This is a genomic window from Allobosea sp. 67-29 (genome assembly GCF_001898115.1).
In the GTDB taxonomy this organism is placed as follows: Bacteria; Pseudomonadota; Alphaproteobacteria; order Rhizobiales; family Beijerinckiaceae; genus Allobosea.
In genome coordinates, this window is sequence record NZ_MKSQ01000029.1 from 125,351 (window position 1) to 147,377 (window position 22,027).

Annotated in this window: 27 protein-coding genes; 10 read left to right on the forward strand and 17 right to left on the reverse strand. The window is 67.3% G+C overall.

Features of this window, described 5'->3' with window-relative positions; genetic code table 11:
* Positions 1–65: 65 nt before the first annotated feature.
* The 5 genes from BGO20_RS23395 to BGO20_RS23415 form a co-directional block, all read right to left on the reverse strand.
* Positions 66–1,178, reverse strand: a complete 1,113-nt coding sequence (locus BGO20_RS23395; RefSeq protein WP_291664325.1) for an S-(hydroxymethyl)glutathione dehydrogenase/class III alcohol dehydrogenase — start codon at positions 1,176–1,178, stop codon at positions 66–68.
* Between the two features lie 25 nt (positions 1,179–1,203).
* Complete coding sequence (locus BGO20_RS23400; RefSeq protein WP_291664326.1) at positions 1,204–1,488, reverse strand: metal-sensing transcriptional repressor; 285 nt, start codon at positions 1,486–1,488, stop codon at positions 1,204–1,206.
* A gap of 139 nt (positions 1,489–1,627) precedes the next feature.
* A complete protein-coding gene (locus BGO20_RS23405; RefSeq protein ID WP_291664327.1) occupies positions 1,628–2,542 on the reverse strand; it encodes a hypothetical protein in 915 nt (304 codons plus the stop codon).
* A gap of 192 nt (positions 2,543–2,734) precedes the next feature.
* Positions 2,735–3,298 (reverse strand): NUDIX hydrolase, encoded by a 564-nt coding sequence (locus tag BGO20_RS23410; protein WP_291664328.1) that lies wholly within the window; start codon positions 3,296–3,298, stop codon positions 2,735–2,737.
* Positions 3,299–3,315: 17 nt separating this feature from the next.
* Complete coding sequence (locus tag BGO20_RS23415; RefSeq protein WP_291664329.1) at positions 3,316–4,350, reverse strand: DUF3616 domain-containing protein; 1,035 nt, start codon at positions 4,348–4,350, stop codon at positions 3,316–3,318.
* Between the two features lie 264 nt (positions 4,351–4,614).
* Between BGO20_RS23415 and BGO20_RS23420 the strand changes: the two genes are divergently transcribed.
* Complete coding sequence (locus BGO20_RS23420) at positions 4,615–4,782, forward strand: hypothetical protein (protein WP_291664330.1); 168 nt, start codon at positions 4,615–4,617, stop codon at positions 4,780–4,782.
* Positions 4,783–4,847: 65 nt separating this feature from the next.
* Here BGO20_RS23420 and aceB read toward each other — a convergent pair whose 3' ends face one another.
* Entirely contained in the window at positions 4,848–6,455 is a 1,608-nt protein-coding gene (gene aceB / locus BGO20_RS23425; protein ID WP_291664331.1) for a malate synthase A, read from the reverse strand.
* Between the two features lie 368 nt (positions 6,456–6,823).
* On the opposite strand from aceB, the gene BGO20_RS23430 reads away from it, so the two are divergent.
* On the forward strand, positions 6,824–8,047 hold the full coding sequence (locus BGO20_RS23430) for a VWA domain-containing protein (RefSeq protein ID WP_291664365.1): 1,224 nt from the start codon (positions 6,824–6,826) through the stop codon (positions 8,045–8,047).
* Here the strand turns inward: BGO20_RS23430 and BGO20_RS23435 are convergent.
* From BGO20_RS23435 to ygfZ, 3 genes are read right to left on the reverse strand one after another with little or no spacing between them, the layout of a single operon-like run.
* Positions 8,022–8,675 carry a YfbR-like 5'-deoxynucleotidase gene (locus tag BGO20_RS23435; protein ID WP_465246072.1) on the reverse strand — a complete coding sequence of 218 codons (654 nt, stop codon included), beginning with the start codon at positions 8,673–8,675 and terminating at the stop codon, positions 8,022–8,024. The two genes, BGO20_RS23430 and BGO20_RS23435, sit on opposite strands and share 26 nt — an antisense overlap.
* Positions 8,636–9,280: a DNA-3-methyladenine glycosylase I gene (locus BGO20_RS23440; RefSeq protein ID WP_291664332.1), complete on the reverse strand. Its 645-nt coding sequence runs from the start codon at positions 9,278–9,280 to the stop codon at positions 8,636–8,638. Before BGO20_RS23440 ends, BGO20_RS23435 begins: the two co-directional genes overlap by 40 nt.
* Positions 9,277–10,176: a CAF17-like 4Fe-4S cluster assembly/insertion protein YgfZ gene (gene ygfZ / locus BGO20_RS23445; RefSeq protein ID WP_291664333.1), complete on the reverse strand. Its 900-nt coding sequence runs from the start codon at positions 10,174–10,176 to the stop codon at positions 9,277–9,279. The genes BGO20_RS23440 and ygfZ overlap by 4 nt, the downstream gene beginning before the upstream one ends.
* Positions 10,177–10,326: 150 nt before the next feature.
* On the opposite strand from ygfZ, the gene BGO20_RS23450 reads away from it, so the two are divergent.
* The 4 genes from BGO20_RS23450 (at position 10,327) to BGO20_RS23465 (ending at position 14,113) form a co-directional block, all read left to right on the forward strand.
* On the forward strand, positions 10,327–11,667 hold the full coding sequence (locus tag BGO20_RS23450; protein WP_291664334.1) for a dihydroorotase: 1,341 nt from the start codon (positions 10,327–10,329) through the stop codon (positions 11,665–11,667).
* 182 nt (positions 11,668–11,849) lie between these two features.
* Positions 11,850–12,272 (forward strand): YciI family protein, encoded by a 423-nt coding sequence (locus BGO20_RS23455; protein WP_291664335.1) that lies wholly within the window; start codon positions 11,850–11,852, stop codon positions 12,270–12,272.
* 83 nt (positions 12,273–12,355) lie between these two features.
* On the forward strand, positions 12,356–12,781 hold the full coding sequence (locus BGO20_RS23460) for a YciI family protein (protein WP_291664336.1): 426 nt from the start codon (positions 12,356–12,358) through the stop codon (positions 12,779–12,781).
* Between the two features lie 60 nt (positions 12,782–12,841).
* Positions 12,842–14,113: an RNA polymerase sigma factor gene (locus tag BGO20_RS23465; protein ID WP_291664337.1), complete on the forward strand. Its 1,272-nt coding sequence runs from the start codon at positions 12,842–12,844 to the stop codon at positions 14,111–14,113.
* Here the strand turns inward: BGO20_RS23465 and BGO20_RS23470 are convergent.
* From BGO20_RS23470 to pdxH, 5 genes are all read right to left on the reverse strand, one after another.
* The gene (locus BGO20_RS23470; protein ID WP_440143708.1) at positions 14,110–14,379 is read right to left on the reverse strand and encodes a hypothetical protein; all 270 of its coding nucleotides are present in this window, start codon (positions 14,377–14,379) and stop codon (positions 14,110–14,112) included. The genes BGO20_RS23465 and BGO20_RS23470 overlap by 4 nt on opposite strands.
* A gap of 181 nt (positions 14,380–14,560) precedes the next feature.
* Entirely contained in the window at positions 14,561–15,001 is a 441-nt protein-coding gene (locus BGO20_RS23475) for a TIGR02301 family protein (RefSeq protein WP_291664338.1), read from the reverse strand.
* Entirely contained in the window at positions 14,998–15,477 is a 480-nt protein-coding gene (locus tag BGO20_RS23480) for an NUDIX hydrolase (RefSeq protein WP_291664339.1), read from the reverse strand. The genes BGO20_RS23475 and BGO20_RS23480 overlap by 4 nt, the downstream gene beginning before the upstream one ends.
* 13 nt (positions 15,478–15,490) lie before the next feature.
* The gene (locus tag BGO20_RS23485) at positions 15,491–16,213 is read right to left on the reverse strand and encodes an SDR family NAD(P)-dependent oxidoreductase (protein WP_291664367.1); all 723 of its coding nucleotides are present in this window, start codon (positions 16,211–16,213) and stop codon (positions 15,491–15,493) included.
* A 65-nt stretch (positions 16,214–16,278) separates the two neighbouring features.
* The gene (gene pdxH, locus BGO20_RS23490; RefSeq protein ID WP_291664340.1) at positions 16,279–16,893 is read right to left on the reverse strand and encodes a pyridoxamine 5'-phosphate oxidase; all 615 of its coding nucleotides are present in this window, start codon (positions 16,891–16,893) and stop codon (positions 16,279–16,281) included.
* A 124-nt stretch (positions 16,894–17,017) separates the two neighbouring features.
* Here pdxH and BGO20_RS23495 point away from each other — a divergent pair, with 124 nt between their 5' ends.
* The 3 genes from BGO20_RS23495 to fabI all read left to right on the forward strand — a co-directional run bounded on the left by BGO20_RS23495 (position 17,018) and on the right by fabI (position 19,517).
* Positions 17,018–17,479, forward strand: coding sequence for an RT0821/Lpp0805 family surface protein (locus tag BGO20_RS23495; protein ID WP_291664341.1), 462 nt, complete (start codon positions 17,018–17,020; stop codon positions 17,477–17,479).
* 133 nt (positions 17,480–17,612) lie between these two features.
* Positions 17,613–18,527: a DnaJ C-terminal domain-containing protein gene (locus BGO20_RS23500; protein WP_291664342.1), complete on the forward strand. Its 915-nt coding sequence runs from the start codon at positions 17,613–17,615 to the stop codon at positions 18,525–18,527.
* A 150-nt stretch (positions 18,528–18,677) separates the two neighbouring features.
* Entirely contained in the window at positions 18,678–19,517 is an 840-nt protein-coding gene (gene fabI, locus BGO20_RS23505; RefSeq protein WP_291664343.1) for an enoyl-ACP reductase FabI, read from the forward strand.
* An 18-nt stretch (positions 19,518–19,535) separates the two neighbouring features.
* Here fabI and folK read toward each other — a convergent pair whose 3' ends face one another.
* Genes folK through folP form a run of 3 tightly spaced genes read right to left on the reverse strand, consistent with a single transcriptional unit; the run spans position 19,536 to position 21,254 of the window.
* Entirely contained in the window at positions 19,536–20,051 is a 516-nt protein-coding gene (gene folK, locus BGO20_RS23510; RefSeq protein ID WP_291664344.1) for a 2-amino-4-hydroxy-6-hydroxymethyldihydropteridine diphosphokinase, read from the reverse strand.
* Positions 20,041–20,415, reverse strand: a complete 375-nt coding sequence (folB, locus tag BGO20_RS23515; RefSeq protein WP_291664345.1) for a dihydroneopterin aldolase — start codon at positions 20,413–20,415, stop codon at positions 20,041–20,043. Before folB ends, folK begins: the two co-directional genes overlap by 11 nt.
* Complete coding sequence (folP, locus tag BGO20_RS23520) at positions 20,412–21,254, reverse strand: dihydropteroate synthase (protein ID WP_291664346.1); 843 nt, start codon at positions 21,252–21,254, stop codon at positions 20,412–20,414. The genes folB and folP overlap by 4 nt, the downstream gene beginning before the upstream one ends.
* A 153-nt stretch (positions 21,255–21,407) precedes the next feature.
* Between folP and BGO20_RS23525 the strand changes: the two genes are divergently transcribed.
* Positions 21,408–22,004 carry a histidine phosphatase family protein gene (locus BGO20_RS23525; RefSeq protein WP_291664347.1) on the forward strand — a complete coding sequence of 199 codons (597 nt, stop codon included), beginning with the start codon at positions 21,408–21,410 and terminating at the stop codon, positions 22,002–22,004.
* Positions 22,005–22,027: the final 23 nt, after the last annotated feature.

A 22,027-nucleotide genomic window follows, 5' to 3' on the forward strand; every position in this document is an offset into this window, starting at 1 on the left:
GCGTTGCCCCGGATTGAGAAAGGTGGTGCTTCAGTGCCTGCCGAATAAGGCAGTGGAACGGCGCCTCAGTAGACCACGACGCTCCTGATCGACTTGCCCTCGTGCATCAGGTCGAAGCCGTGGTTGATCTCCTCCAGCTTGAGCTTGTGGGTGATCAGGTCGTCGATGTTGATCTTCCCTTCCATGTACCAGTCGACGATCTTCGGCACGTCGGTGCGCCCGCGGGCACCGCCGAAGGCCGTGCCCTTCCAGACGCGGCCGGTGACGAGCTGGAACGGACGCGTCGCGATCTCCTTGCCGGCCTCGGCGACGCCGATGATGATCGACTCGCCCCAGCCGCGATGGCAGCATTCCAGCGCCTGGCGCATCACGCTGGTGTTGCCGGTGGCGTCGAAGGAGAAGTCGGCGCCGCCGCCGGTCAGGTCGACGATCGCCTGCACGACCTTGTCGTTGCCGATCTCGCTGGGGTTGATGAAGTCGGTCATGCCGAACTTGCGCGCCATCTCCTGCTTGGCCGGATTGATGTCGACGCCGATGATCTTGTCGGCGCCGACCATGCGGGCGCCCTGGATGACGTTGAGGCCGATGCCGCCGAGGCCGAAGACCACGACATTGGCGCCCGGCCAGACCTTGGCCGTGTAGATCACCGCTCCGATGCCGGTCGTCACGCCGCAGCCGATGTAGCAGATCTTGTCGAAGGGCGCGTCCTCGCGGACCTTGGCGAGCGCGATCTCGGGCAGGACGGTGAAGTTCGCGAAGGTCGAGCAGCCCATATAGTGGAAGATCTCGCCGCTATCGCAGGAGAAGCGGCTCGTGCCATCGGGCATGACGCCTTGCCCCTGCGTGGCGCGGATCGAGGTGCATAGATTGGTCCGGCGCGACAGGCAGGACTTACAGTTGCGACATTCCGGCGTGTAGAGCGGGATGACATGGTCGCCGGGTTTCAGCGTGGTGACGCCGGCGCCGACCTCGCGCACGATGCCGGCGCCCTCATGGCCGAGGATAGCCGGGAACTTGCCCTCCGAATCCAGCCCCGAGAGCGTGTAGGCGTCGGTGTGGCAGATGCCGGTCGCCATCACCTCGACGAGGACCTCGCCGGCCTTGGGGCCGCCGATCTCGATGGTTTCGATGGTGAGCGGCTTGCCGGCTTCCCAGGCGACGGCGGCGCGGGTCTTCATCGGGCGTTTCCTTCTTCGTGGGCGTTCATTTCAGATAGGGGCGGATCACGCGCATGATCGCGGCGATCTCGTCTTCGTTCGCATCTTCGGCAATGCCGGTGGCCGCACCGGCCTGCATCGTCTCGCGCAGATGGCTTTCGAGCACCTCCGCCATCAGACCGGTCGCCGCGCCACGCAGCGCGGCAAGCTGCTGCAGCAGCGCGCCACATTCCTCGCCGCGTTCGACGGCGCCGATCAGCGCGTCGGCCTGCCCTCTGATGCGGCGCAGCCGTGTGACGGCGCGCTTCTTCTCTTCCGGTGTGTGAGGCATGGCGCCGAGGCTCGACCCGCGATCCACCGCGACGCTATGGTACTGAGGGGGAGTATGTCAACGCGAATTGGCGCGCGCAAGCAAAAGGGCGGCAGCGTTGCCGCTGCCGCCCCCCGCACGGATCGTCGTCGTCGATGCGTCAGAAGCTGTAACCCAGCTTCACCTTGACGACATGCCGGCTGAAATTGGTCAGGTCGAGATCGCCGGGCTCGCCCTTGGCCTTGCCGGCGACCTGGATGTTGTAGGCGGCGGACAGCGCGAGCTGCTTCGTCGCCTGCCAGAAGACGCCCGGGCCGACATAGGTGGCGTAGCCCGCCTCCTTGCCGAAGCCGAGCTCGTTGTGGGTGCGCAGGTGGCGCACCTCGCCGCTGAGGTAGAGCCCATCCTGAACCTGCCAGGCGAGCGAGCCGGCGACGGTGAAGGTCGAGGAGCGCTGATAGGGGGAGGGGCCGGTCCAGGTCAGGTCGTGCGAGACGTTGACCGCGGCATAGAGCGTGTTGGGGATCAGCGTCTTGTCGGCGAAGAGGCGGATGCCGGTGTTGTAGGTGGTGAAGCGGCCGGCGCCGTCCGGGTCGGTGCGGGTGATGCTCGGATCGATCACGAGGGTCAGGCCGATGCCATGCATGTCGCGGCCGAGCAAGCGGTACTTCATCTCGACCCCGGCGCCATAGCCGCGCTCGTCGGCGCTGACGCCGCCGGCCGAGGCGCTGGTGACGCTGCCGAGCAGATAGGGGCCGATCTCGAAGCAGGGGAACAGGCCGTAGGAGCCCTGCAGCGTCAGGCCGTGGCTGCTCGAGGTGCCGATGCGGGTACCGAACGCGCCGCCATAGGTCAGGCTGGGGCCAAAGGAGCCGACATCTGCCACGTCCGAGCCGGTGGTGAAGCCGAAGGCATCGGTCGGGATCGCCTCGCTGTCGGCACAGGCCGAGACGAGCGGTGCGGGGGCGGCGGGCGCGCCCTTGCGGGAAGGCAGGTCGGCTGCCATCGCCGTACAGGTGCAGACGGCAACGAAGCTCAGAGCAAGGTATTTCGTGAAGGCTGAAGCGAGCGACATGGGCGCCATTCCGTCTGGGTGGCGACCCATCGCGCCCGGCTCAAATCATTCGAGCCGGGCGGGCCGCACGAACCGCAGCTTGCCGCAGCCGGCGAGCGCGCGGGAGAGGCCGGCTCTGAACACAGATGAAATAACGTTACATGTTGCACCGCCACAACAGACTGGAATGCAACAAAAAAACCAACGGGGCTTTCAGCCCAGTGGCGCCAGCATGGCGATCCGTGCCAGCGCGCGCGGCGCGATCGCCGCCAACTCCTCCACCGGCTTCCAGGCAGCGGCATGGACCTCCTCGACCTGCGCGACCAGCGGCCGGGCCGGGTCGGCCAGGAAAAGATATTGCAGGTCGTGATGGACATGGGCCGGCTCGCCGCGCGCCGGCTTGCCCGGGACGTCGTGGCTGTCGATCGCGAAGGGAACATCGCCGCCGCCATGCCAGGGGTGGAGCGCGAGGTCCTGCACGCCAGTTTCCTCGACCGCCTCGCGCGCCGCCGAATCGTGAAACCGGTCCGCCTCCTCCCAATGCCCGCCGGGCTGGAGCCAGCGGCCGATGACGACATGGTCGATCAGCAGGATCTGGGCATGGTCCGGCGAGAGGACGAAGGCGCTGGTGGTGACATGGCCAGGAAAGGTCTCGCGCCGGTCGAGCGCATGGCCCTGCTCGATCTGCCAGCGCAGCAACGACAGATGCTCGCGGGAGCCGGCGACCTCCGACCGGTAACGTGCGACGGCTTCGGTCAGACGGGGCATGAAAGTCATGGCTTGGCTTCGATCTCTCAGGGCAGTTGCAGGCGATAGGATTCGAAATGGCCGTTGCGGGGGCCGTCATAGCCGACGAGAACGTCGAGCTGGCCGCCCTGCTGGGCGAGGACGGTCAGCGACTCGGCCTTGGCATTGCGGCGCCCGGGCAACTCGCCCAGATCGGTCGCCGCATCGGGGTGCGCGAGATCGACCAGCAGCAGCGAATAGGGCCGCTCCTGCTCCTGCGCTGGCCCGAGAAGCGCAAGCAGCCGGTTACCGGGCAGGGGAGCGAGATCGCGGACGCCGCGATCCGGCCCCGCCGGCAGCGCGATCACGCGCGGGGTCTCCGTGGCCGGCGCATGTCCCGGTGCGAACAGCGCCTGCAGGGAGGCGCCGACCAGGAAGGCCCGTCCGCCGAGTGAAGGTGCGCGCAGCCCGATCCAGAGCGTGTCGCCGACCGCGGCGATGCCTTCGACGTTGAGGCCGCCGTCATCCATCAGGCTTTTGCCGAAGTACGCTCCGATTTCGCCTGCGCGGCGCAGGATGTCGCTGAGGCGATAGGTCAGTTCGGTCTGGCCGGTGGGCGTGCCGGTCGCGTCGACCCGGATGCGGGCGAGGTGAAAGGCCGAGAGCCTGAACTCGCCGCGCTTGCGCGAGCAGCCATGCGAGCCCGCGACGTAGAAGGCGCCGTCGGCATAGGCGACGGCCTCGCCATCGAGTTCGGCGAAGCGCCCGGCCATCTTGCAGACGTTCTGCGGTGCCGTGCCCAGCACGGAGGGGAAAGCTTCCGTCCCGATCAGGGGCAGGGTGGTTCCCGGCGCAATCCGGTTCTCCGCGATCTCGGCGAACTGCGCGAAGGCGCTCTCGTCGTTGATCAGCAGGCAACGCCGCGCGCCGTTGGCGACCGGCATGCAGGCAAGGCCGCTGACGTCGTGCGCGGCCTTGCCGGGCTTCTTGCCGGTGAAATCGTCCGTTGCCTTGAAGCGCTGTTCCGGCGCGAGCGTCGCGGCCTGGGCGAGCGTGGCGGCCAGCAAGGTGGCAGCGACAAGAGACAGAAGGCGATACCGCATAGGGCGAATCCGGCGAGTCGGGGGGCGGGATTGAGCGCACAGAGCGGCGCGGTGTCAAAGCGGGTTTTCAGCGCCGGTCCGCTTGGGGCGATCCCTATGCGATCTTGATGTTCGGGCCTTGCGCTTCGTCTCGAACGGCTATGGCGGGGCTCCTATCCTCCTCCGTGCGGTTCGAAAGATCGCTCAGAAACCAGGACGATGAACGAGGGCGAGGGGCCGCGCCTACGGCAGCGCAGCCGTCTCCCTGATACGCCGGAGGTTCCTATGCCTGTGATCGGCAGCTATCGTCGCCGGCGCGCAGCGGTCTACCAAAGCACCCGGCGCGTTTCCGCCGGTGGCTGGAAGGCCGACCTGCTGCATCTATGCGGTTCGAGCGTGCTGATGGTCGCGGTCGTCGGCGTCCTCGTCTGGTGGCATCTGCACCGGGGCTGATGCAGCCAGACAAAAGGGCGCCGTCCGAGGACGACGCCCTTGTCGAATGCACGCGGACCCGCCGGTCAGCCGAGCTTGGCGTAGGCGGGAACGGTGAGGAAATCCTCGAAGTTCGGCGCGAGCGAGAGCTGCTCGAACAGCGCGATCGCCTCGGGGAAGCGACCCTTGGCATAGTTGTCGGCGCCAAGCTCGCCCTTAACGCGCTCCATCTCTTCAGGCAGGCAGCGCTTGAACAGCGCCGCGTCGGCCTTGATCCCGCCTTCGAGTTCGACGCCGTACTGGACGAACTGCCAGATCTGGGCGCGGCTGATCTCGGCGGTCGCGGCGTCCTCCATCATGTTGTAGATCGGCACCGCGCCGCGGCCGCGCAGCCAGGCCTCGATATACTGGACGCCGACGCGGATGTTCTCGCGGAAGCCTTCCTCGGTGCGGGTGCCCTGGTGGACTTCCAGCAGGTCCTTGGCGCCGACTTGCACGTCCTCGCGCTTCTTGCCGAGCTGGTTCGGCTGCGGCATCAGCCGGTCGAAGACCTCCATCGCGACCGGCACGAGGTCCGGGTGGGCGACCCAGGTGCCGTCATGGCCGTCGCCCGCCTCGCGCTCCTTGTCGGCCTTGACCTTGGCGAAGGCGGCGGCATTGGCCTCGGGGTTGTTCTTGACCGGGATCTGCGCCGCCATGCCGCCCATGGCGAAGGCGCCGCGGCGATGGCAGGTCTTGATCAGCAGCAGCGAATAGGCGCGCAGGAAGGCCTTGGACATCACGACCTGCGAGCGGTCAGGCAGGACATAGGCCTTGTTGCGGGCGAGCTTCTTGATGAAGGAGAAGATGTAGTCCCAGCGGCCGCAATTCAGGCCGGCCATGTGCTCGCGCAGTTCATAGAGGATCTCGTCCATCTCGAAGGCGGCGGGCAGGGTCTCGATCAGGACGGTCGCCTTGATCGTGCCGTTCTTCAGGCCGAGCGCGGACTGGGCGGCGACGAAGACGTCGTTCCAGAGCCGCGCCTCGAGGTGGCTCTCCAGCTTCGGCAGGTAGAAATACGGGCCGGAGCCGGCGGCCAGCGCCGCCTTGGCGTTGTGGAAGACATAGAGGCCGAAATCGACCAGCGAGCCCGAGGCCTCCTCGCCGTCGATCTCGATATGGCGCTCCGGCAGATGCCAGCCGCGCGGGCGGATGATGAGGACGGCCGGCTTGTCCTTGAGCTTGTAGTCCTTGCCGTTCGTCGGATCGGTGAAGTCGATCTTGTTGGCCCAGCGGTCGCGAAGATTGATCTGGCCTTCGATCATGTTGGCCCAAACCGGCGAGGAGGCGTCCTCGAAATCGGCCATGAAGACCTTGGCGCCCGAGTTCAGCGCGTTGACGATCATCTTGCGATCGACCGGGCCGGTGATCTCGACGCGGCGGTCCTGCAGGTCGGCCGGGATCGGCGCGACGCTCCAGTCGCCTTCGCGGATGTGCCGGGTCTCGGCGAGGAAATCGGGCGTCTCGCCGGCGTCGAAACGCTTCTGACGCTCGGCGCGCAGCGCGAGCAGGCGCTTGCGGGTCTCGTTGAAGCGTCGGTGCAGATCGGCGACGAAGGCGAGGGCGTCATGAGAGAGGATTTCGTCGAAGCGGGGTGCGAGCGCCCCCTTGACGACGACGCCGCGCGGCAGATCGAGCGAAGGAGTGTCGGACATGGGCTTCCTCCTGAAAAAGGTCGCGGTGATCCTCGCGCGGGTGGCAATTTTTCGAAATGGAAAATAATGACGATCACTTTTTCCAATATCGAACAAATCTCCTTTTCGCGTCGCGTCGATGTTTTATGCTCGCATAAGTTGTTCTGATCGCGCTATGTAACTTGCATGACGTAAGGGAATTCCATTTCGTCTGAAAATGCGCAGATAGGCCTGATTTCCTGAAATCGACTTTAGCAATTTGTAAGTTCCCGCCGCCAACGCTCACCCCGTCGAATGCGCCAATTCGGCCCGGGAAAGAAGCAATGAGCAAGGTCGGTTTCCTCCGCGATACGTTGAACCGGTTCCGTCGGGATCGGAGCGGCAACGTGATGATGATATTCGGGCTCGCTCTGGTGCCGCTGATGGGTGTGGTTGGCGTGGCCGTCGACTATTCCCGCGCCAGCAACGCGCGTCAGGCGCTGAACGCGGCGATCGACTCCGCCGCGCTGATGGCGGCGCGCGATGCGCAGAAGCTGACCGACGCGCAACTGACCGCCCGGGTCAACGCCTGGCTGAAGGACAGCCTGCCCGCGGATGTGAAGAGCGAATTCTCGACGGCGACCGTCACGATCGATCGCACTGCGCGGACGGTGAAGATCGTCGCCAATGCGAATGTGCCGGCCACTGTCGCCCGCGTCATCGGCACACAACAGATCGCGGTTTCCAGCTCGGGCCAGTCGACCTGGGGCTTGAACACCATCGAGCTCGCCCTGGTGCTCGACAATACCGGTTCGATGTCCTCGAGCGGCAAGATGACGGCGCTGAAGCAGGCGTCGCTCGATCTGATCCAGATCATGAAGGACGCCACCCAGGAGACGGACCAGATCAGGATCTCGATCGTGCCGTTCTCGACGCGCGTGCTGCTCGATACCAGCCTGAAGAACTCCTCCTGGCTGCGCTGGGACCAGACTCAGACGACCTGCAGCAACTACTGGCCCTACTCCTGCACCACGAAGACGATCACCAAGAACACCTGGCAAGGTTGCGTCACCGACCGGGACAAGTCCTACGACGTGAGCGACGGAGACGGCGCGTCGACCAATGCGACGATGTACCCCGCCGATTTCTGCGATACCTATTCGCCATCGAGCCAGGCCAAGATCCTGCCGCTGACCAGCGACTGGACGGCGCTCACCAGCCGCGTGAACGCGATGCAGCCGACCGGGGCGACCAACATCACGATCGGCGCGATCTGGGGCATGGCGACGCTGAGCCCGAGCGATCCTTTCACCGGGGCCAAGCCGGCTTCGACGCCGCGTCTCAAGAAGTACATGATCCTGCTGACGGACGGCGACAACACCAAGAACCGCTGGGACGGGAACGGATCGAGCTCCAGCTCCGCCGTCGACGGCCGCACCACGCTGGCCTGCACCAACATCAAGTCCGCCGGCGTGACCGTCTATACGATCCGCGTCATGGACGGCAACGCGACGCTGCTGCGCAACTGCGCCTCCGATCCAAGCATGTATTACGAAGTCACGTCGGCCTCGCAGCTCAGCCCGATCTTCAAGGCGATCGCGAGCGAGATCAGCCAGGTCCGGCTGACGCAGTAAGCTCCGCAAAGCGCATCAGGAAGCGCGACTGGGCCGTCTCGGTGTCGAGCGGCTCCAGCCAGGCGAGCACGACGGCCGGCAACGCCTGCGGCCGGCCGAAGAACCTCAAGGCTTCCTCGCGGCCGAAGCCTGCAAGCCGCGTCGCCTCGAAGAACGCGGCGATGGTGTCTGCTTCCTTGGTCTTGCGCTTCTGCGCCGCCGGCGTCACGGCCGGCAGACCGAAGCGCAGATGGATGGCCGTCAGCAGACGCAGCTCCACGCTCTTGTAGGCGTCGCCCATCACCACTTTGAACGGCGAGATCATGTCGCCGATGACGTATTCCGGTGCGTCGTGCAGCAGCGCCATGAGCCGCCAGGCGTCGCTCCAGTCCGGGTTGAGGTGATCGGCGATGGCTTCGACCAGCAGACAGTGCTGAGCCACCGAGAAGGAATGGGCGCCGCGCGTCTGCCCGTTCCAGCGGGCGACGCGGGCGAGGCCATGGGCGATGTCCTCGATCTCGATATCGAGCGGCGAGGGGTCGAGCAGATCGAGCCGGCGCCCTGAAAGCATGCGCTGCCAGGCGCGCGGCGGTTCCGGCTTGCGGGCCATCAGGCGGTGGGGCGCGAGTCGCGCGCCAGCGCGGCGCATTCGCTCCAGCGGAAGCAGCCGGTCAGGTGGTCGTTGACCAGTCCGCAAGCCTCCATGAAGGCGTAGACGATGGTCGGGCCGCAGAAGGTGAAGCCGGCCTTCTTCAGCTCCTTGGAGATCGTCTCCGACAGCTTGGTCTGGGTCGGCACCTCGCCCTGCGTCCGGTAGCTGTTCTGCAGCACGCGGCCGTCGAGATGCTTCCAGAGGAAATCCGCGAAGGGCTCGCGCTCGCTCAGCCTGAGATAGGCCTGCGCGCTCTTGATCGTGCCCTCGATCTTTCCGCGATGGCGGATGATGCCGGGATCGGCGAGCAGGCGCTGGACATCGGCCTCGGTGAAGCGAGCGACCGCCTCCGGCTCGAAACCGGCGAAACCGGCGCGGAAAGCGTCGCGCTTCCTGAGGATGGTGATCCAGGAGAGGCCGGCCTGGAAGCCGTCCAGGATCAGCTTCTCCCAGAGCGCGCGGGAATCATATTCCGGCACGCCCCATTCGGTGTCGTGATAGGTGATGTAGAGCGGATCGGTGCCCGGCCAGCGGCAGCGGAACTTCCCGTCCGCGCCCTGGATCGCGATGCGTTCTTCGCTGACGAGGACAGCGTCGCTCATAGGGCGGCTCCTGCGGCGGCGCCGAAGCCCGCCTCGCCGGGGAAGGGGAAGCGGATAAAGCTGGGCTTCTCGGCGAGATGGAAGGCGAGCCCGCCGCCGAGCGGCACCGTGCCGGCGGCGAGCGCGTCGGCCAGCCGGTCGAGCCGGAGCAGGGCGAGTGCCCGGCCGTTGGCGCCCGAGCCGATGGTGCCGAGCGTCTTGCCGCCGGCCGTGGCCTCCGCGCCGGTCTCGGTCGCGATGCCCTGATCGAAGACGATCGGCACGACGCGGGTGCGGGCCGTGCCGCGATGCTGCATGCGGGAGACGACCTCTTGCCCGATATAGCAGCCCTTCTTGAAGGAGACGCCGCCGAGCTGGTCGAGCAGCGCCTCATGCGGGAAGGTGTCGCCATAGGCGAAGTCACGGCCGCCTGCGGGCACGCCGAGCGTGATGCGGCGGGCGTGATAGGCGTCGGGCTCGGCCGTCACCAATGCCTCGATGCCCTCGCGGTCGGCGATAGCGCGCTGGCCGAGCGCCGGGAGACGCGGGTCGTCATAGACGAAGCCGGCGTCAGTGGGCAGCGGTGCGCCATCGGCCGAGGCGAGCACGGCGCTCTTCTCGGTGAGGTCCTCCAGCGCGACCTTGGCGCGCAGCTTGTAGAGCTTCAGGCGTTTCATCAGGTCGGCGGTCTGGAGCAGGGGCGTGTCGAGGAGGAAGCCGCCGCCATCCTCCGGCGCCAGCGCGAGGATGAAGAAATCGCAGATCATCTTGCCTTGCGGCGTCAGCAGTGCGCCGTAGCCGGCCTGTCCGGGCACGACCGGATCGAGATCGTTGGTCACGAGGTTCTGCAGGAAGTCGCGCGCGTCGTCGCCGCTGACGCGGATGACGCCGCGATCGATCAATCGTGTGGCGGACATGGGCTGCCGTTCCAGTTCTGATGTCGGGCCGAGGCTCGTCAGCCGAATGGGGATGAGGGCGCCACCCGAAAACTGTTTGGGCTTCCGGGACGGCGCGTTGGCCGATAGGTAGGCTGCATCCCGTCTTTGCTCAACCTCCGGAGACCCGCCATGCCCCAGACCTATGACGTCATTCTCAAGGGCGGCACGGTGGTGAACCAGGATGGCCGCATCGCGCGCGATCTCGGCGTCACCGGCGGCAAGATCATGGCGCTGGGCGATCTCTCGCAGGCTTCGGCTGGGGAAGTCGTCGATTGCACCGGCTTGCACATTCTGCCCGGCGTGATCGATTCGCAGGTGCATTTCCGCGAACCCGGTCTCGACCACAAGGAAGACCTGGAGAGCGGCTCGCGCTCGGCCGCGCTCGGCGGCGTGACCTGCGTCTTCGAGATGCCGAACACCATTCCTCAGACGACGACGCCGGAGGCTTTGGCCGACAAGATCCGGCGCGGGCGCCATCGCATGCATTGCGACTTCGCCTTCTGGGTCGGCGGCACGCATGAGAACGCCAACGACGTGCCGGAGCTGGAGCGGCTACCGGGCGCGGCCGGCATCAAGGTCTTCATGGGCTCCTCGACCGGCGACCTGCTGGTCGAGGACGACAGGGGCGTCGCCGAGATCCTGAAGCGCACGCGCAGGCGCGCCGCCTTCCATTCCGAAGACGAGATGATGCTGCGCGAGCGCATGCCGCTGCGCGTCGAAGGCGATCCGTCGAGCCATCCGGTCTGGCGCTCGCCCGAGGTGGCGCTGACCTGCACGAAGCGATTGGTGCGGATCGCGCGCGAGACCGGGGCGCGCGTCCATATCCTGCACATCTCCACCGGCGAGGAGATGGTCTTCCTGAAGGACCACAAGGATGTCGCGACCGTCGAGGTGCTGCCGAACCATCTGACGCTGGTCGCGCCGGATTGCTACGAGCGGCTCGGCACCTATGCCCAGATGAATCCGCCGATCCGCGACGACAGCCATCGCCAGCGCATCTGGTGGGGCGTGGAGCAGGGCATCGTCGATGTCCTCGGTTCCGACCACGCGCCGCATACCCATGAGGAGAAGCATCATCCCTATCCGGCGAGCCATTCCGGCATGCCGGGCGTGCAGACTCTGGTGCCGATCATGCTCGACCATGTGAATGCCGGCCGGCTGACGCTGGAGCGCTTCGTCGATCTCAGCAGCGCCGGGCCGCAGCGCATCTTCGGGCTGGAGGGCAAGGGCCGAATCGCGGTCGGCTACGATGCCGATTTCACCATCGTCGATCTCAAGCGCCGCGAGACGATCACCAAGGAGTGGAGTGCCTCGAAATGCGGCTGGACGCCTTATGACGGCGTCACCGTCACCGGCTGGCCGGTCGGCACCTTCGTGCGCGGCCTCAAGGTGATGTGGGAGGGCGAATTGACGACCCCGTCACAAGGTGAGCCCGCGCGCTTCCTGGAGGCGCTGCCGCGCAGCGCCTGAAACGGATCGGCGCCCCCCGCGTTCAGCTCTGGATGAGCGCGCGGGCGGCTCCGCAAAAAAATCGAAAAAAGATTCCCGGCGTTGTCGATTTCGGCCGCGCCCGTTCGACGTGCAGTCAGAGAACGGGTTTCGGCGGCTATCGCCGGAGCCGCCCGGTTCTCCCAAACCCAAGGAGAAGACCGATGCGTGTGATGGTTCTGGTCAAGGCAAGCAAGGACAGCGAAGCCGGCGTGATGCCGGACCCCGAGGTCTTCGCGAAGATGGGTGTCTACAACGAGGAACTGATCAAGGCCGGCATCCTGCTCGCCGCGGAAGGCCTGCAACCGACCTCCAAGGGGCTGCGCATGCGCTTCTCGGGCAGCGAGCGGGCGATCACCGACGGCCCCTTCGCCGAGACCAAGGAGCTGCTGGCCGGCTTCTGGCTCTGGCAGGTGAAGTCGTTCGACGAGGCGGTCGAGTGGCTGAGGCGCGCGCCCTTCGACGGCAATACCGAGATCGAGCTGAGGCCCGTCTTCGAGATGGAGGATTTCGGCGACCTGGTGACGCCGGAGCGGCGCGACCGGAAGGACAGCCTGCGCGCCGAATTCGAGAAGCGCCCCGGCTGAGCCTGTCCGATACCTCAAATCCAGTTCAACGGACGGTGCAGAGGATGCGCCCGTCCCTCTCGATCTCTCAAAGGAGAAAACCGATGCGTTTCATGGTGATGGTGAAGGCGACGAAGGACAGCGAAGCCGGCGCTCCGCCGACCCAGGAGCTGCTCGAGGCGATGATGGCCTATAACGAAGAGCTGGTGAAAGCCGGCATCATGAAGGGCGGCGACGGCCTGCAGCCGAGCTCGAAGGGGGCGCGCGTCCAGTTCGACGGCGCCAAGCGCGCTGTCGTCGACGGCCCCTTCGCCGAGACCAAGGAGCTCGTCGCCGGCTACTGGCTGTGGGAATGCGCCTCGCTCGACGAGGCGATCGCCTGGGTCAAGCGCTGCCCCAACCCGATGCCCGGCCCGTCGGAGATCGAGATCCGGCCGCTGTTCGAGCTGGCCGATTTCGGCGAGATCGTAACGCCGGAGACCGCGGCTCAGTGGGACCGGCTCAAGAACGAGGCGGAAGGCAAGGACTGAGCAGTCCTCGGCCTTGCGTCGCTTGCCAGCGAAGGCTGCTGATGGTGTGTATCGCTTCCGATGTCGGCAAGCGATACACACCGCACCATCGAGACGGTCTGGCGCATGGAGTCGCCGAAGCTGATCGCGGGGCTCGCGCGGCTGACGCGCGACGTCGGCCGGGCCGAGGAACTGGCGCAGGACGCTCTGGTGGCGGCGCTGAAGCAGTGGCCGGAAGAGGGTGTGCCGCGCAATCCGGCGGCCTGGCTGATGCAGGTCGCCAAGCACCGCGCGCTGGACGCGGTCCGCCACGAGGCGATGGCGCGGCGCAAACAGGAGGAGTTCGGTCGCGACCTCGACAACGATCCTGCCGCCATGCCGGACGTCGATGCCGCGCTCGACGATGAAGTCGGCGACGACCTGCTGAGGCTGATCTTCACCGCCTGCCATCCTGTTCTGCCGCAGGAGGCGCGGCTGGCACTGACGCTGAGGCTGCTCGGCGGGTTGACGACGGAAGAGATCGCGCGGGCCTTCCTTGTGCCGGAGCCGACCATGGCGCAGCGGCTCGTGCGCGCGAAGAAGACGTTGAGCGACGCAAAGGTGCCCTATGAGGTGCCCGAGGGCCCCGAGCTTGATGCGCGTCTCGCCTCGGTGCTGGAGGTCGTCTACCTCATCTTCAACGAGGGTTATGCCGCGACGGCGGGTGAAGACTGGATTCGTCCTGCCCTGTGCGACGAGGCGCTGCGGCTCGGGCGCATCCTGGCGGCTCGGGCGCCGCAGGAGCCGGAGGTCCATGGGCTCGCGGCACTGATGGAGCTGCAGGCCTCGCGGCTGCGCGCCCGGACCGGGGCAGATGGCGAGCCGATTCTCCTGCTCGACCAGAATCGCGCGCGCTGGGATCGGCTGCTGATCGGCCGCGGGCTCGCGGCGCTCGAGCGGGCGCAGCAACTCGCCGGCTCTTCGCCCGGCCCCTTTCTGTTGCAGGCGGCGCTGGCGGCCTGCCATGCCCGGGCTCGCACGGCCGATGAAACGGACTGGCAGCGAATCGTCGCGCTGTACGGCATTCTGGCGCGCGTCACTCCATCGCCGATTGTGGAACTGAACCGGGCCGTCGCCGTCTCGATGGCGGAAGGGCCGGCGGCCGGGCTCGTCCTGGTCGAGGCGCTCGCCGCTGAGCCGGCGCTCAGGCGCTATCACCTGCTGCCCAGCGTGCGCGGCGACCTTCTGTCCAAGCTCGGCCGGCATGCCGAGGCGGCGGTGGCCTTCGAACAGGCCGTCGCACTGACGCGCAACGCCAAGGAGCAGGCATTGATGCGAAGGCGCGCCGAGGCGGCGCGTGCCGCCGCCGGCTAGTGACGCGTGCCGCTGGTGAAGGCGCCGCAGCGGACCTTCTCGGGCAAGGCCTCGGCGAAGACCGCGGTCGCTTCCTCGCCATAGGTCTCCACCAGCGTGCGTAGCGCCGCGAAAAGGGCGGCGTGGGCCATGGCGTCGGAATCGAGCCCATCCTGCTGGCCTTCGGCGAAGGCGTCCTCGACGTAACCATAGGCGACGCGGCGCGCGTCGCCATGGTCCTCGGGGAGGTTCGGGTCGAGCATCGGGTCGTCTGAAAGGATCGACATCGAGACGGGACTCTGCGGCCTCTGGCTGGTGCGAATCGCGCCGGTTGTGCCCCGGATCGCGACGTTTGATGACGCTCCAGTCATAAGCCGTGCCAGAGCGGGACGCTACCGCGGCGTTTAAGAAAGGTTAACGCGACCACAAGAATTCCACCGAAGACAGCATTCGGGCAACAGCTGTTGCCTATCCGCCATAGCGTCCCGCGAGGGCCCGGGAGAGCTGTCCGCCCTGGTCGGCGAGGCGGGAGGCGGCTTCCTGGCTGGCGTCGGTGCAGGCCCGGTGGGTTAGAGAATAGGCCCTGAAGCCACGGTTGAACGCCGCCGTCAACCTGTCCCGGCGCTGCGGCGTTCGCCCTTCCGCCTCGATCAGCGCCGCCATGCGGTCGCGCCAGTCCTGCGCTTCCTTGCCGCCGCAAAGCGTACGCAGATAGGCGAGCGAACCCATGATCTCGGCGAGTTGCAGCAACTGAGGCTCATAGGGTGGGCCGTCCGGCTCCGGCGGTGCGGGTTCCGGTGGCTTGGCGCTCTGGGCCGGCTTCGCCGGTGAGGCGGGACGCTGCTGGGCGAGAGCTGCCGCAGGCGAGAGGGCGAGCAGCGCGACGAGAGCGGCGGCCGGCACCCTCACGCAGGAGATCCGTCGCGGTAGAGGCTGGAGGCGCGGCGCAGCACCTCGCCAAGTTCGCGCGTCGTGGCGAGGCCGCCGAGCCTCAGCGGGTCGGCCCACATCACCGCACCGGCCTCGGGGCCGCTGCGTGGTTCACCCGCCAGCCATTCGCCGATGAAGGAGGCGACGACAAAATGATGCGTCACCGCGCCCTTCGCGTCACGGCCGAAGATCTCGACATGGCGGTTGAAGCCGAGGATGCGGGCGGTGACGCCGACCTCCTCCGCGAGTTCGCGCAAGGCGGCTTCCTCCAGCGTCTCTCCGGCCTCGACCTTGCCGCCCGGCAGCGACCAGAGCTGGTCGGCCGGCGGCTTCGTGCGTGTCGCCAGCAGCACCTTGCCGTCCCGGAAGACGGCGACGGAGGCCGCCAGCACCGGCCGTGCCGGTGCCTTGCCCGCGGCAGGGAAGCGGATGACCTGTCCGTCGCCGGCGTTCATCGGCGGCTCCCGCTCAAACGTGCTGCCCGCCATTGATGTGGAGCTCCGAGCCGGTGACGTAGCTCGATGCGTCGGTGCAGAGGAAATAGATCGCTCGCGCCACCTCGTCCGGCTTGCCCAGCCGCTGCATCGGCAGGGTTGCGACGATCTTCTCGGTCCCCGGCGAGAGGATCGAGGTGTCGATCTCTCCCGGCGAGATCGCATTGACCCGGATGCCGAGCGGGCCGAAATCGGCGGCCATCTCGCGGGTCAGGCTGGCGAGCGCGGCCTTCGAGGTCGCATAGGCCGCCCCGGCGAAGGGGTGGACGCGCGAGCCGGCGATCGAGGAGACGTTGACGATCGCACCCCGGGCAGCGGTCAATTCGTCGAGCAGGCCGCGCGCCAGCATGATCGGCGCGAAGAAATTGACCTGGAAGACCTTGTGCCAATCGTTGAACGAGGTCGTCGCGGCGCCCAGCCGCTCGCCCTTGGGGCCCTTCGGCGAGATGCCTGCGTTGTTGACGAGAGCATGCAGCTTGCCGCCCTCGGCGACGAGCCGCTTCTTGATCTCGGCGATGCCGCGCATCGTGTCCTCGGGGTCGCCGAGATCGATCTGGACGTGGTCGTCGGCGCCCGACGGCCAAGGGCACTTGTCGGAGAAGGCCTGGCGCGAGCAGGACAGGATGCGCCAGCCCGCCATGGCGAACTGCATCACCGTGGCGTGGCCGATGCCGCGGCTCGCGCCGGTCAGCAGCATGACGGGCCGCTTGCCCGCTTCGGTCTTGGGAAAATCGAACTTCGGCATCGCCATGGGGAGTGTCCTCAGGGGTAGAGGCGCGTCTTCGTCCAGGGCTCGGCGGCCGAGGCGCGGCGGAAGACGATGCGGTCGTGCAGACGGAAAGCGCCGTCGCGCCAGAACTCGATATAGACGGGGGCGATGCGGAAGCCGCGCCAATACGGCGGGCGCGGGATTTCGCCAATACCGAACTTCACCGTGTAGCTCGCCACCGCCTTTTCCAGGGCGAAACGGCTCTCCAGCGGGCGCGACTGTTGCGAGGCCCAGGCGCCGATCCGGCTGTCGCGCGGGCGCGACTGGAAATAGGCGTCCGATTCGGCATCGCTCACCAGCTCGACCGTGCCGCGGATGCGGACCTGCCGGCGCAGGCTCTTCCAGTGGAACAGCGCGGCCGCCTTGGGCTGACCCAGCAACTCCCGGCCCTTCTGGCTTTCGCTGTTGGTGTAGAAAGCGAACCCCTCCGGCCCGTGTCCCTTGAGCAGCACCATGCGACTGTTGGGCAGGCCGTCGGCATCGACGGTCGACAGCGCCATGCCGTTCGGGTCGTTCGGCTCGGATTTGGTTGCCTCGTCCAACCAGCTCTGGAACAGCGCGAAGGGCTCGTTTTCCTGGGTGAAGTCACCGCTCGTTAACGGTTGCACGGTCTAATCCTCGACAGGTGGGCGACAGGCGTTGGGCGAGCGCGAAGTGATCCGGTTACGGACGGCTGGTTTATATAGGGCAGGGGCACAGACCTTCCAAAGCCTTCCTCGGCGCGCAGCGTCCATGCGCCTATGCGTCGCTGCCACAGCCATCGCCCTCGGATTGCTCTGCGCCGGTTGCTCGGTTTCCTTCCCGATCCTCGGACTGTCGAGCAAAGGCGAGGACGAGGTCGCTACGACATCGGCCATCCTGCCGGCGCGCGGGCCGGACAAGACCGCCGGCCTCGGCGCGCTGGCCAGCGAGCTGGGCCCCGAGGACCTGCGCCGCGCCGATGGGGCGATGTCGGTCGCGCTCGATCCGCAGGGCAACGGCGCCGCCGTCTCGTGGGACAATCCGCAAACCGGCATCAAGGGCTCCTACGTGCCCGTGGGCGGCCCGTTCCTGCGTTCGGACGAGATCTGCCGAGCCTTCATCGCCAGCGTCCAGACGCAGACCCGGCCGCTCAAGCTGCAGGGCACGGCCTGCCGCCCCTCGGGCGGCGACTGGGCGGTGAAGGACATGGAGCCCTGGAAGGGGCTGAGCTAGCGGTCCGGCCAGCGCGACGCGGCGTATCCTGCGGGATGTTGCATGCCAGCCACACCATCCCCAGATAAGGGGTAGCGGCCGCCCTGCCGATCGAGAGGGCCGCCCCTGTCTTGCGTGGAACGAGGTTTTTTGGATGCGCGATCCGTATCAGGTTCTGGGCGTCGCCCGAGGCGCGAGCGATGCGGAGATCAAGAAGGCTTTCCGCCGCCGCGCCAAGGAACTGCACCCCGACAGCAACCGGGACGACCCCAAGGCCAAGGACAAGTTCGCCGAGCTCAACGCCGCCTACGAGATCGTCGGCGACGAGACCAAGCGCAAGCAGTTCGACCGCGGCGAGATCGACGCCGAGGGTAAGCCGCGCTTCCACGGCTTCGACGGCACGGGCGCCGGAATGGGTGGACGCGGCGGCCGGGCCGGCGGCTTCGAGTTCAATTTCGGCCAGGGCGGCTCGCCGTTCGGCCGCGGCGGCGATGCCGGCTTCGACGCCTCCGACATCTTTTCGTCGCTGTTCGGCGAGGCGGGGCGGCGCGCGCGCGGCAAGGCCGAGCCGCAGAAGCCGCCCGAACAGAGCTTCACCCTCGAGGTCACGCTCGCCCAGGCCGCCAGCGGCGCCTCGCGGCGCGTCAAGCTGCCGGGCGGGCGCGAGGTCGAGATCACCATCCCGGAGGGGGTCAGCGACGGCAAGGTCATGCGGCTGCGCGGGCTGGGACAGACCGATCCCTTCTCCGGCGAGAGCGGCGACGTGCTGATGACCATCAAGGTCAAGTCCGATCCGCGTTTCTCCGTCGACGGCAACGACCTGCGCACGCGCGTCGCGGTGCCGCTCGCCAGGGCGGTGCTGGGCGGGCCGCTGCATGTGCCGACGCTGACCGGCGCGGTCGAGATGACGATTCCGCCGATGACCGGCACTACCAAGCAATTCCGCCTGCGCGGCAAGGGGCTGAAGGGCGAGAAAGGCGCCGTCGGCGATCTCTTCGTCGCGATCGACATCGAGATGCCGGCAAGCGATGCCGAACTCACCGCACTGATGAAGGTACGAGCAGACTGAGCGCTGCCGCCACGACGCCAGAAGCCGGTACCGGACCGGTCTGGCGCCAAGGCAGGTGTTTTCTCGCGTGGGGACAGCCTTCAAAAGCGGTTCCCACTTCCCTGCGACTGTTCTAAGAGACCTGCTCAATCGTTCATCTGCGGGTTTCCCATGCCTGATTCCAACGCCGCTTCACCGACCGCCAATCTCCTCAAGGGCAAGCGCGGGCTCGTGATGGGCGTCGCGAACAACCGGTCGATCGCCTGGGGTATCGCCAAGGCGGCTGCGGATGCGGGTGCGGAACTCGCCTTCACCTATCAGGGCGACGCGCTGAAGAAGCGGGTGGAGCCGCTCGCGAAGGAACTCGGCGGCCATGTCGTCGGCCATTGCGACGTCACCGACGGCGCCACGATCGATGCGGTCTTCGCCGAGATCGAGAAGCTCTGGGGCAAGCTCGACTTCGTCGTCCACTGCATCGCCTTCTCCGACAAGGACGAGCTGACCGACCGTTATGTCGAGACCAGCGAGGCGAATTTCTCGAAGTCGCTGCTGATCTCCTGCTACTCCTTCACCGCGATCACCCAGCGCGCCGAGAAGCTTATGCCGGATGGCGGCTCGCTGCTGACCCTGACCTATTACGGCGCCGAGAAGTGGATGCCGCATTACAATGTCATGGGCGTCGCCAAGGCTGCTCTGGAATCGAGCGTGCAGTATCTCGCCGCCGATCTCGGCCCCTCGAAGATCCGCGTCAACGCGATCTCGGCCGGCCCGATCAAGACGCTCGCGGCCTCGGGCATCGGCGATTTCCGCTACATCCTGCGCTGGAACGAGTACAACTCGCCGCTGCGCCGCACGGTGACCATCGAGGAGGTCGGCGAGACGGCGGTGTTCCTCGTCTCCGATATGTCGCGCGGCATCACCGGCGAGATCATGCATGTCGATGCCGGCTACCATGTCGTCGGCATGAAGGTGCCGACCGCGCCGGACATCTCGCTCGACAAGGGCGAGTGAGGCTGAGGCCGCCGGCCCCTATTCCGCCAGCAGTTCTCCCAAGCGGTCCGTCGCGACATCGTCGCGGCGGACCGTTTCGTCTGCGACGGCGGCCAGCAAGGTCGCGACCGTCCGGCCGTCGATGACCCGATCCGGCATGATCTGCGCCAACGGTGCCAGCACGAAGGCGCGCTCGGCGATGCGCGGATGCGGGACCTGGAGGCCAGGCCGGTCGATCGCTTCGGCGCCATAGGTCAGGATGTCGATGTCGAGCGTCCGTGGCCCCCAGCGCTCGCGGCGCTCTCGTCCGCCGGCCCGTTCGAGATCGAGGCAGAGAACCAGCAGTTCCTCTGCCGTCAGCGTCGTTTCGATAAGCGCGGCCATGTTCAGGAATTCCGGCTGGTCGGTCTTGCCCCAGGGCGCGGTGCGATAGACCGGAGACAGCCGTCCGAGCTGGACGGCCGGGTGGCGGCGCAGGCCTATCAGTGCGGCAGCGAAGGCGGCGACGGGATCGCCGAGATTGCCGCCGAAGGCGAGGGCGGCTTCAGTCGCCACGCCGGAAGCTCAGCCTGATGCCGACCGCGCCCAGGGTCGCCGGAATCGGCGGGGCCGGTTTGCGCAGCGTGACCTCGACGCCGGAGATCGGCGCGAAGGCGTCGAATAGCGCGAGTGCGACGGCCCGGGCGGCGCCCTCGAGCAGGTGATAGCGCCGGGCGGTGAAGACCTCGCCGATCAGGGTGACGGCGCGGCCGTAGTCGACGGTGTCGGCGAGACGGTCGCTTTTGGCGGCGGCGCGCAGATCGACGTCGAGCACGAGGTCGAGAATGAAGCGCTGGCCGAGCCGCTCCTCCTCCGAGAAGAAGCCGTGATAGGCGTAGATGTCGAGCTTCTCGATCAGGATGCTGCCGGTTTCGCTCAAGGGATCACCTTCGTTTCGTCCGCGATCGCGGCCCAGACCTTGAGCGCGTCGACATGCGGCGCGACGTCGTGGACGCGCAGGATGGCGGCGCCGCGGCTGGCGCCGTAGAGATGGGCGGAAAGAGTGGCGGCCAGCCGCTCGGCCGGGATCTTGCGGCCGGTGATGCGCCCCAGCGTCGACTTGCGCGAGGCGCCGAGCAGGATCGGGCAGCCCAGCACGCTGAGCCGGTCGAGGTCGCGGATCAGGTCGAGATTCTGGCGCGGCGTCTTGCCGAAGCCGATGCCGGGGTCGACCACGATCTGCCCGCGCGGAACGCCGGCGGCGGTCGCGATGGCGATGGAGCGTTCGAGGAAGCGGCGGACATCGTCGAAGATGTCGAGGGAGGCGTCGATGGCGTCGCGGTTGTGCATCAGCACCATCGGGGCGCCGGCCCGGGCCGCGACCGCGGCGATGCGCGGGTCGCGCTGGGCGCCCCAGACGTCGTTGACGATCGATGCTCCTGCAGCGAGAGCGACCTCCGCGACCTCCGCCTTGTAGCTGTCGATCGAGATCGGCGCGTCGCTTCGTGTCTTCAGCCCGGCGATGACGGGAAGCACGCGGGCAAGCTCCGTCGCGGCATCGACGGTTTCGTGGCCGGGCCTGGTCGACTCGCCGCCGATATCGACGATCGCCGCGCCTTCGGCGACTAGCCTCAGGCCATGCGCCACCGCCGCCTCGGCGCTGCCGAGCAACCCGCCATCCGAGAAGGAATCGGGCGTGACGTTGACGATGCCCATCAGCAGCGGCGCCTCGTCGAGGGAGAGGCTGCGGCCATCGGGAAGGGTGAGGGCAGGGGGCATGGCGATCCGCAACTGCAAGCGCGTCCGCGCGCTATACACAGCCCGTGTGCTTTCCACCACAGCAAGCGACGGATCGTCGCGATCGGGCGGATGCATGGCGGCAGGGCGCAGAAGGCTTTTGACCTCCCCGGACGAGGCGTGCAGAAGCCCCGCATGGTTCCGCTCTCGCTTCCGCACCGGCTCATCCTCGTCCGCCATGGCGAGACCGACTGGAATCGCGAGGGGCGTCTGCAGGGCGGACAGGATATCCCGCTCAACCTGCTGGGACGGGACCAGGCGGCGGAGGCTGCCGCGCGGCTGAAGGCGCTGGAGCCGGGCTTCGCCGACCTGGACTACATCTGCTCGCCGATGCAGCGGGCGCGCGAAACCATGGACATCCTGCGGCGCGACCTCGCGCTGCCGCCCGGTAGCTATGACGTCGACGACCGGCTCAGGGAACTGACCTTCGGGGCGTGGGAAGGCTTCACCTGGCGCGATATCCGCAAGGCCGAGCGCGAGCAGGCGCATCTGCGCGAGCGCGACAAATGGGGTTTCGTCCCGCCGGGCGGCGAGAGCTACCGGATGCTGGCGGAACGGGTCCGCCCGGTCCTCCAAGGGCTGAAACGCGAGACGGTCATCGTCAGCCATGGCGGCGTCGCGCGCGCCGTGCTCGCGCTGGTCGGCGCTGTCGCCCCCCAAAAGGCCGCGATGGTCGAGATCTGGCAGGGCAAGCTGCTGGTCGTCTCCGGGGAGCGAGCCGACTGGCTCTGAGCGCGCGCATGCCGCTCCGGCCT

Bases quoted from the DNA above. Each gene is read 5' to 3' on its own strand.
- BGO20_RS23395 (WP_291664325.1), bottom strand. From the start codon at position 1,178: ATGAAGACCCGCGCCGCCGTCGCCTGGGAAGCCGGCAAGCCGCTCACC.
- BGO20_RS23400 (WP_291664326.1), bottom strand. From the start codon at position 1,488: ATGCCTCACACACCGGAAGAGAAGAAGCGCGCCGTCACACGGCTGCGC.
- BGO20_RS23405 (WP_291664327.1), bottom strand. From the start codon at position 2,542: ATGTCGCTCGCTTCAGCCTTCACGAAATACCTTGCTCTGAGCTTCGTT.
- BGO20_RS23410 (WP_291664328.1), bottom strand. From the start codon at position 3,298: ATGACTTTCATGCCCCGTCTGACCGAAGCCGTCGCACGTTACCGGTCG.
- BGO20_RS23415 (WP_291664329.1), bottom strand. From the start codon at position 4,350: ATGCGGTATCGCCTTCTGTCTCTTGTCGCTGCCACCTTGCTGGCCGCC.
- BGO20_RS23420 (WP_291664330.1), top strand. From the start codon at position 4,615: ATGCCTGTGATCGGCAGCTATCGTCGCCGGCGCGCAGCGGTCTACCAA.
- aceB (WP_291664331.1), bottom strand. From the start codon at position 6,455: ATGTCCGACACTCCTTCGCTCGATCTGCCGCGCGGCGTCGTCGTCAAG.
- BGO20_RS23430 (WP_291664365.1), top strand. From the start codon at position 6,824: ATGATGATATTCGGGCTCGCTCTGGTGCCGCTGATGGGTGTGGTTGGC.
- BGO20_RS23435 (WP_465246072.1), bottom strand. From the start codon at position 8,675: ATGCGCCGCGCTGGCGCGCGACTCGCGCCCCACCGCCTGATGGCCCGC.
- BGO20_RS23440 (WP_291664332.1), bottom strand. From the start codon at position 9,280: ATGAGCGACGCTGTCCTCGTCAGCGAAGAACGCATCGCGATCCAGGGC.
- ygfZ (WP_291664333.1), bottom strand. From the start codon at position 10,176: ATGTCCGCCACACGATTGATCGATCGCGGCGTCATCCGCGTCAGCGGC.
- BGO20_RS23450 (WP_291664334.1), top strand. From the start codon at position 10,327: ATGCCCCAGACCTATGACGTCATTCTCAAGGGCGGCACGGTGGTGAAC.
- BGO20_RS23455 (WP_291664335.1), top strand. From the start codon at position 11,850: ATGCGTGTGATGGTTCTGGTCAAGGCAAGCAAGGACAGCGAAGCCGGC.
- BGO20_RS23460 (WP_291664336.1), top strand. From the start codon at position 12,356: ATGCGTTTCATGGTGATGGTGAAGGCGACGAAGGACAGCGAAGCCGGC.
- BGO20_RS23465 (WP_291664337.1), top strand. From the start codon at position 12,842: ATGTCGGCAAGCGATACACACCGCACCATCGAGACGGTCTGGCGCATG.
- BGO20_RS23470 (WP_440143708.1), bottom strand. From the start codon at position 14,379: ATGTCGATCCTTTCAGACGACCCGATGCTCGACCCGAACCTCCCCGAG.
- BGO20_RS23480 (WP_291664339.1), bottom strand. From the start codon at position 15,477: ATGAACGCCGGCGACGGACAGGTCATCCGCTTCCCTGCCGCGGGCAAG.
- BGO20_RS23485 (WP_291664367.1), bottom strand. From the start codon at position 16,213: ATGCTGCTGACCGGCGCGAGCCGCGGCATCGGCCACGCCACGGTGATG.
- BGO20_RS23495 (WP_291664341.1), top strand. From the start codon at position 17,018: ATGCGCCTATGCGTCGCTGCCACAGCCATCGCCCTCGGATTGCTCTGC.
- BGO20_RS23500 (WP_291664342.1), top strand. From the start codon at position 17,613: ATGCGCGATCCGTATCAGGTTCTGGGCGTCGCCCGAGGCGCGAGCGAT.
- fabI (WP_291664343.1), top strand. From the start codon at position 18,678: ATGCCTGATTCCAACGCCGCTTCACCGACCGCCAATCTCCTCAAGGGC.
- folP (WP_291664346.1), bottom strand. From the start codon at position 21,254: ATGCCCCCTGCCCTCACCCTTCCCGATGGCCGCAGCCTCTCCCTCGAC.
- BGO20_RS23525 (WP_291664347.1), top strand. From the start codon at position 21,408: ATGGTTCCGCTCTCGCTTCCGCACCGGCTCATCCTCGTCCGCCATGGC.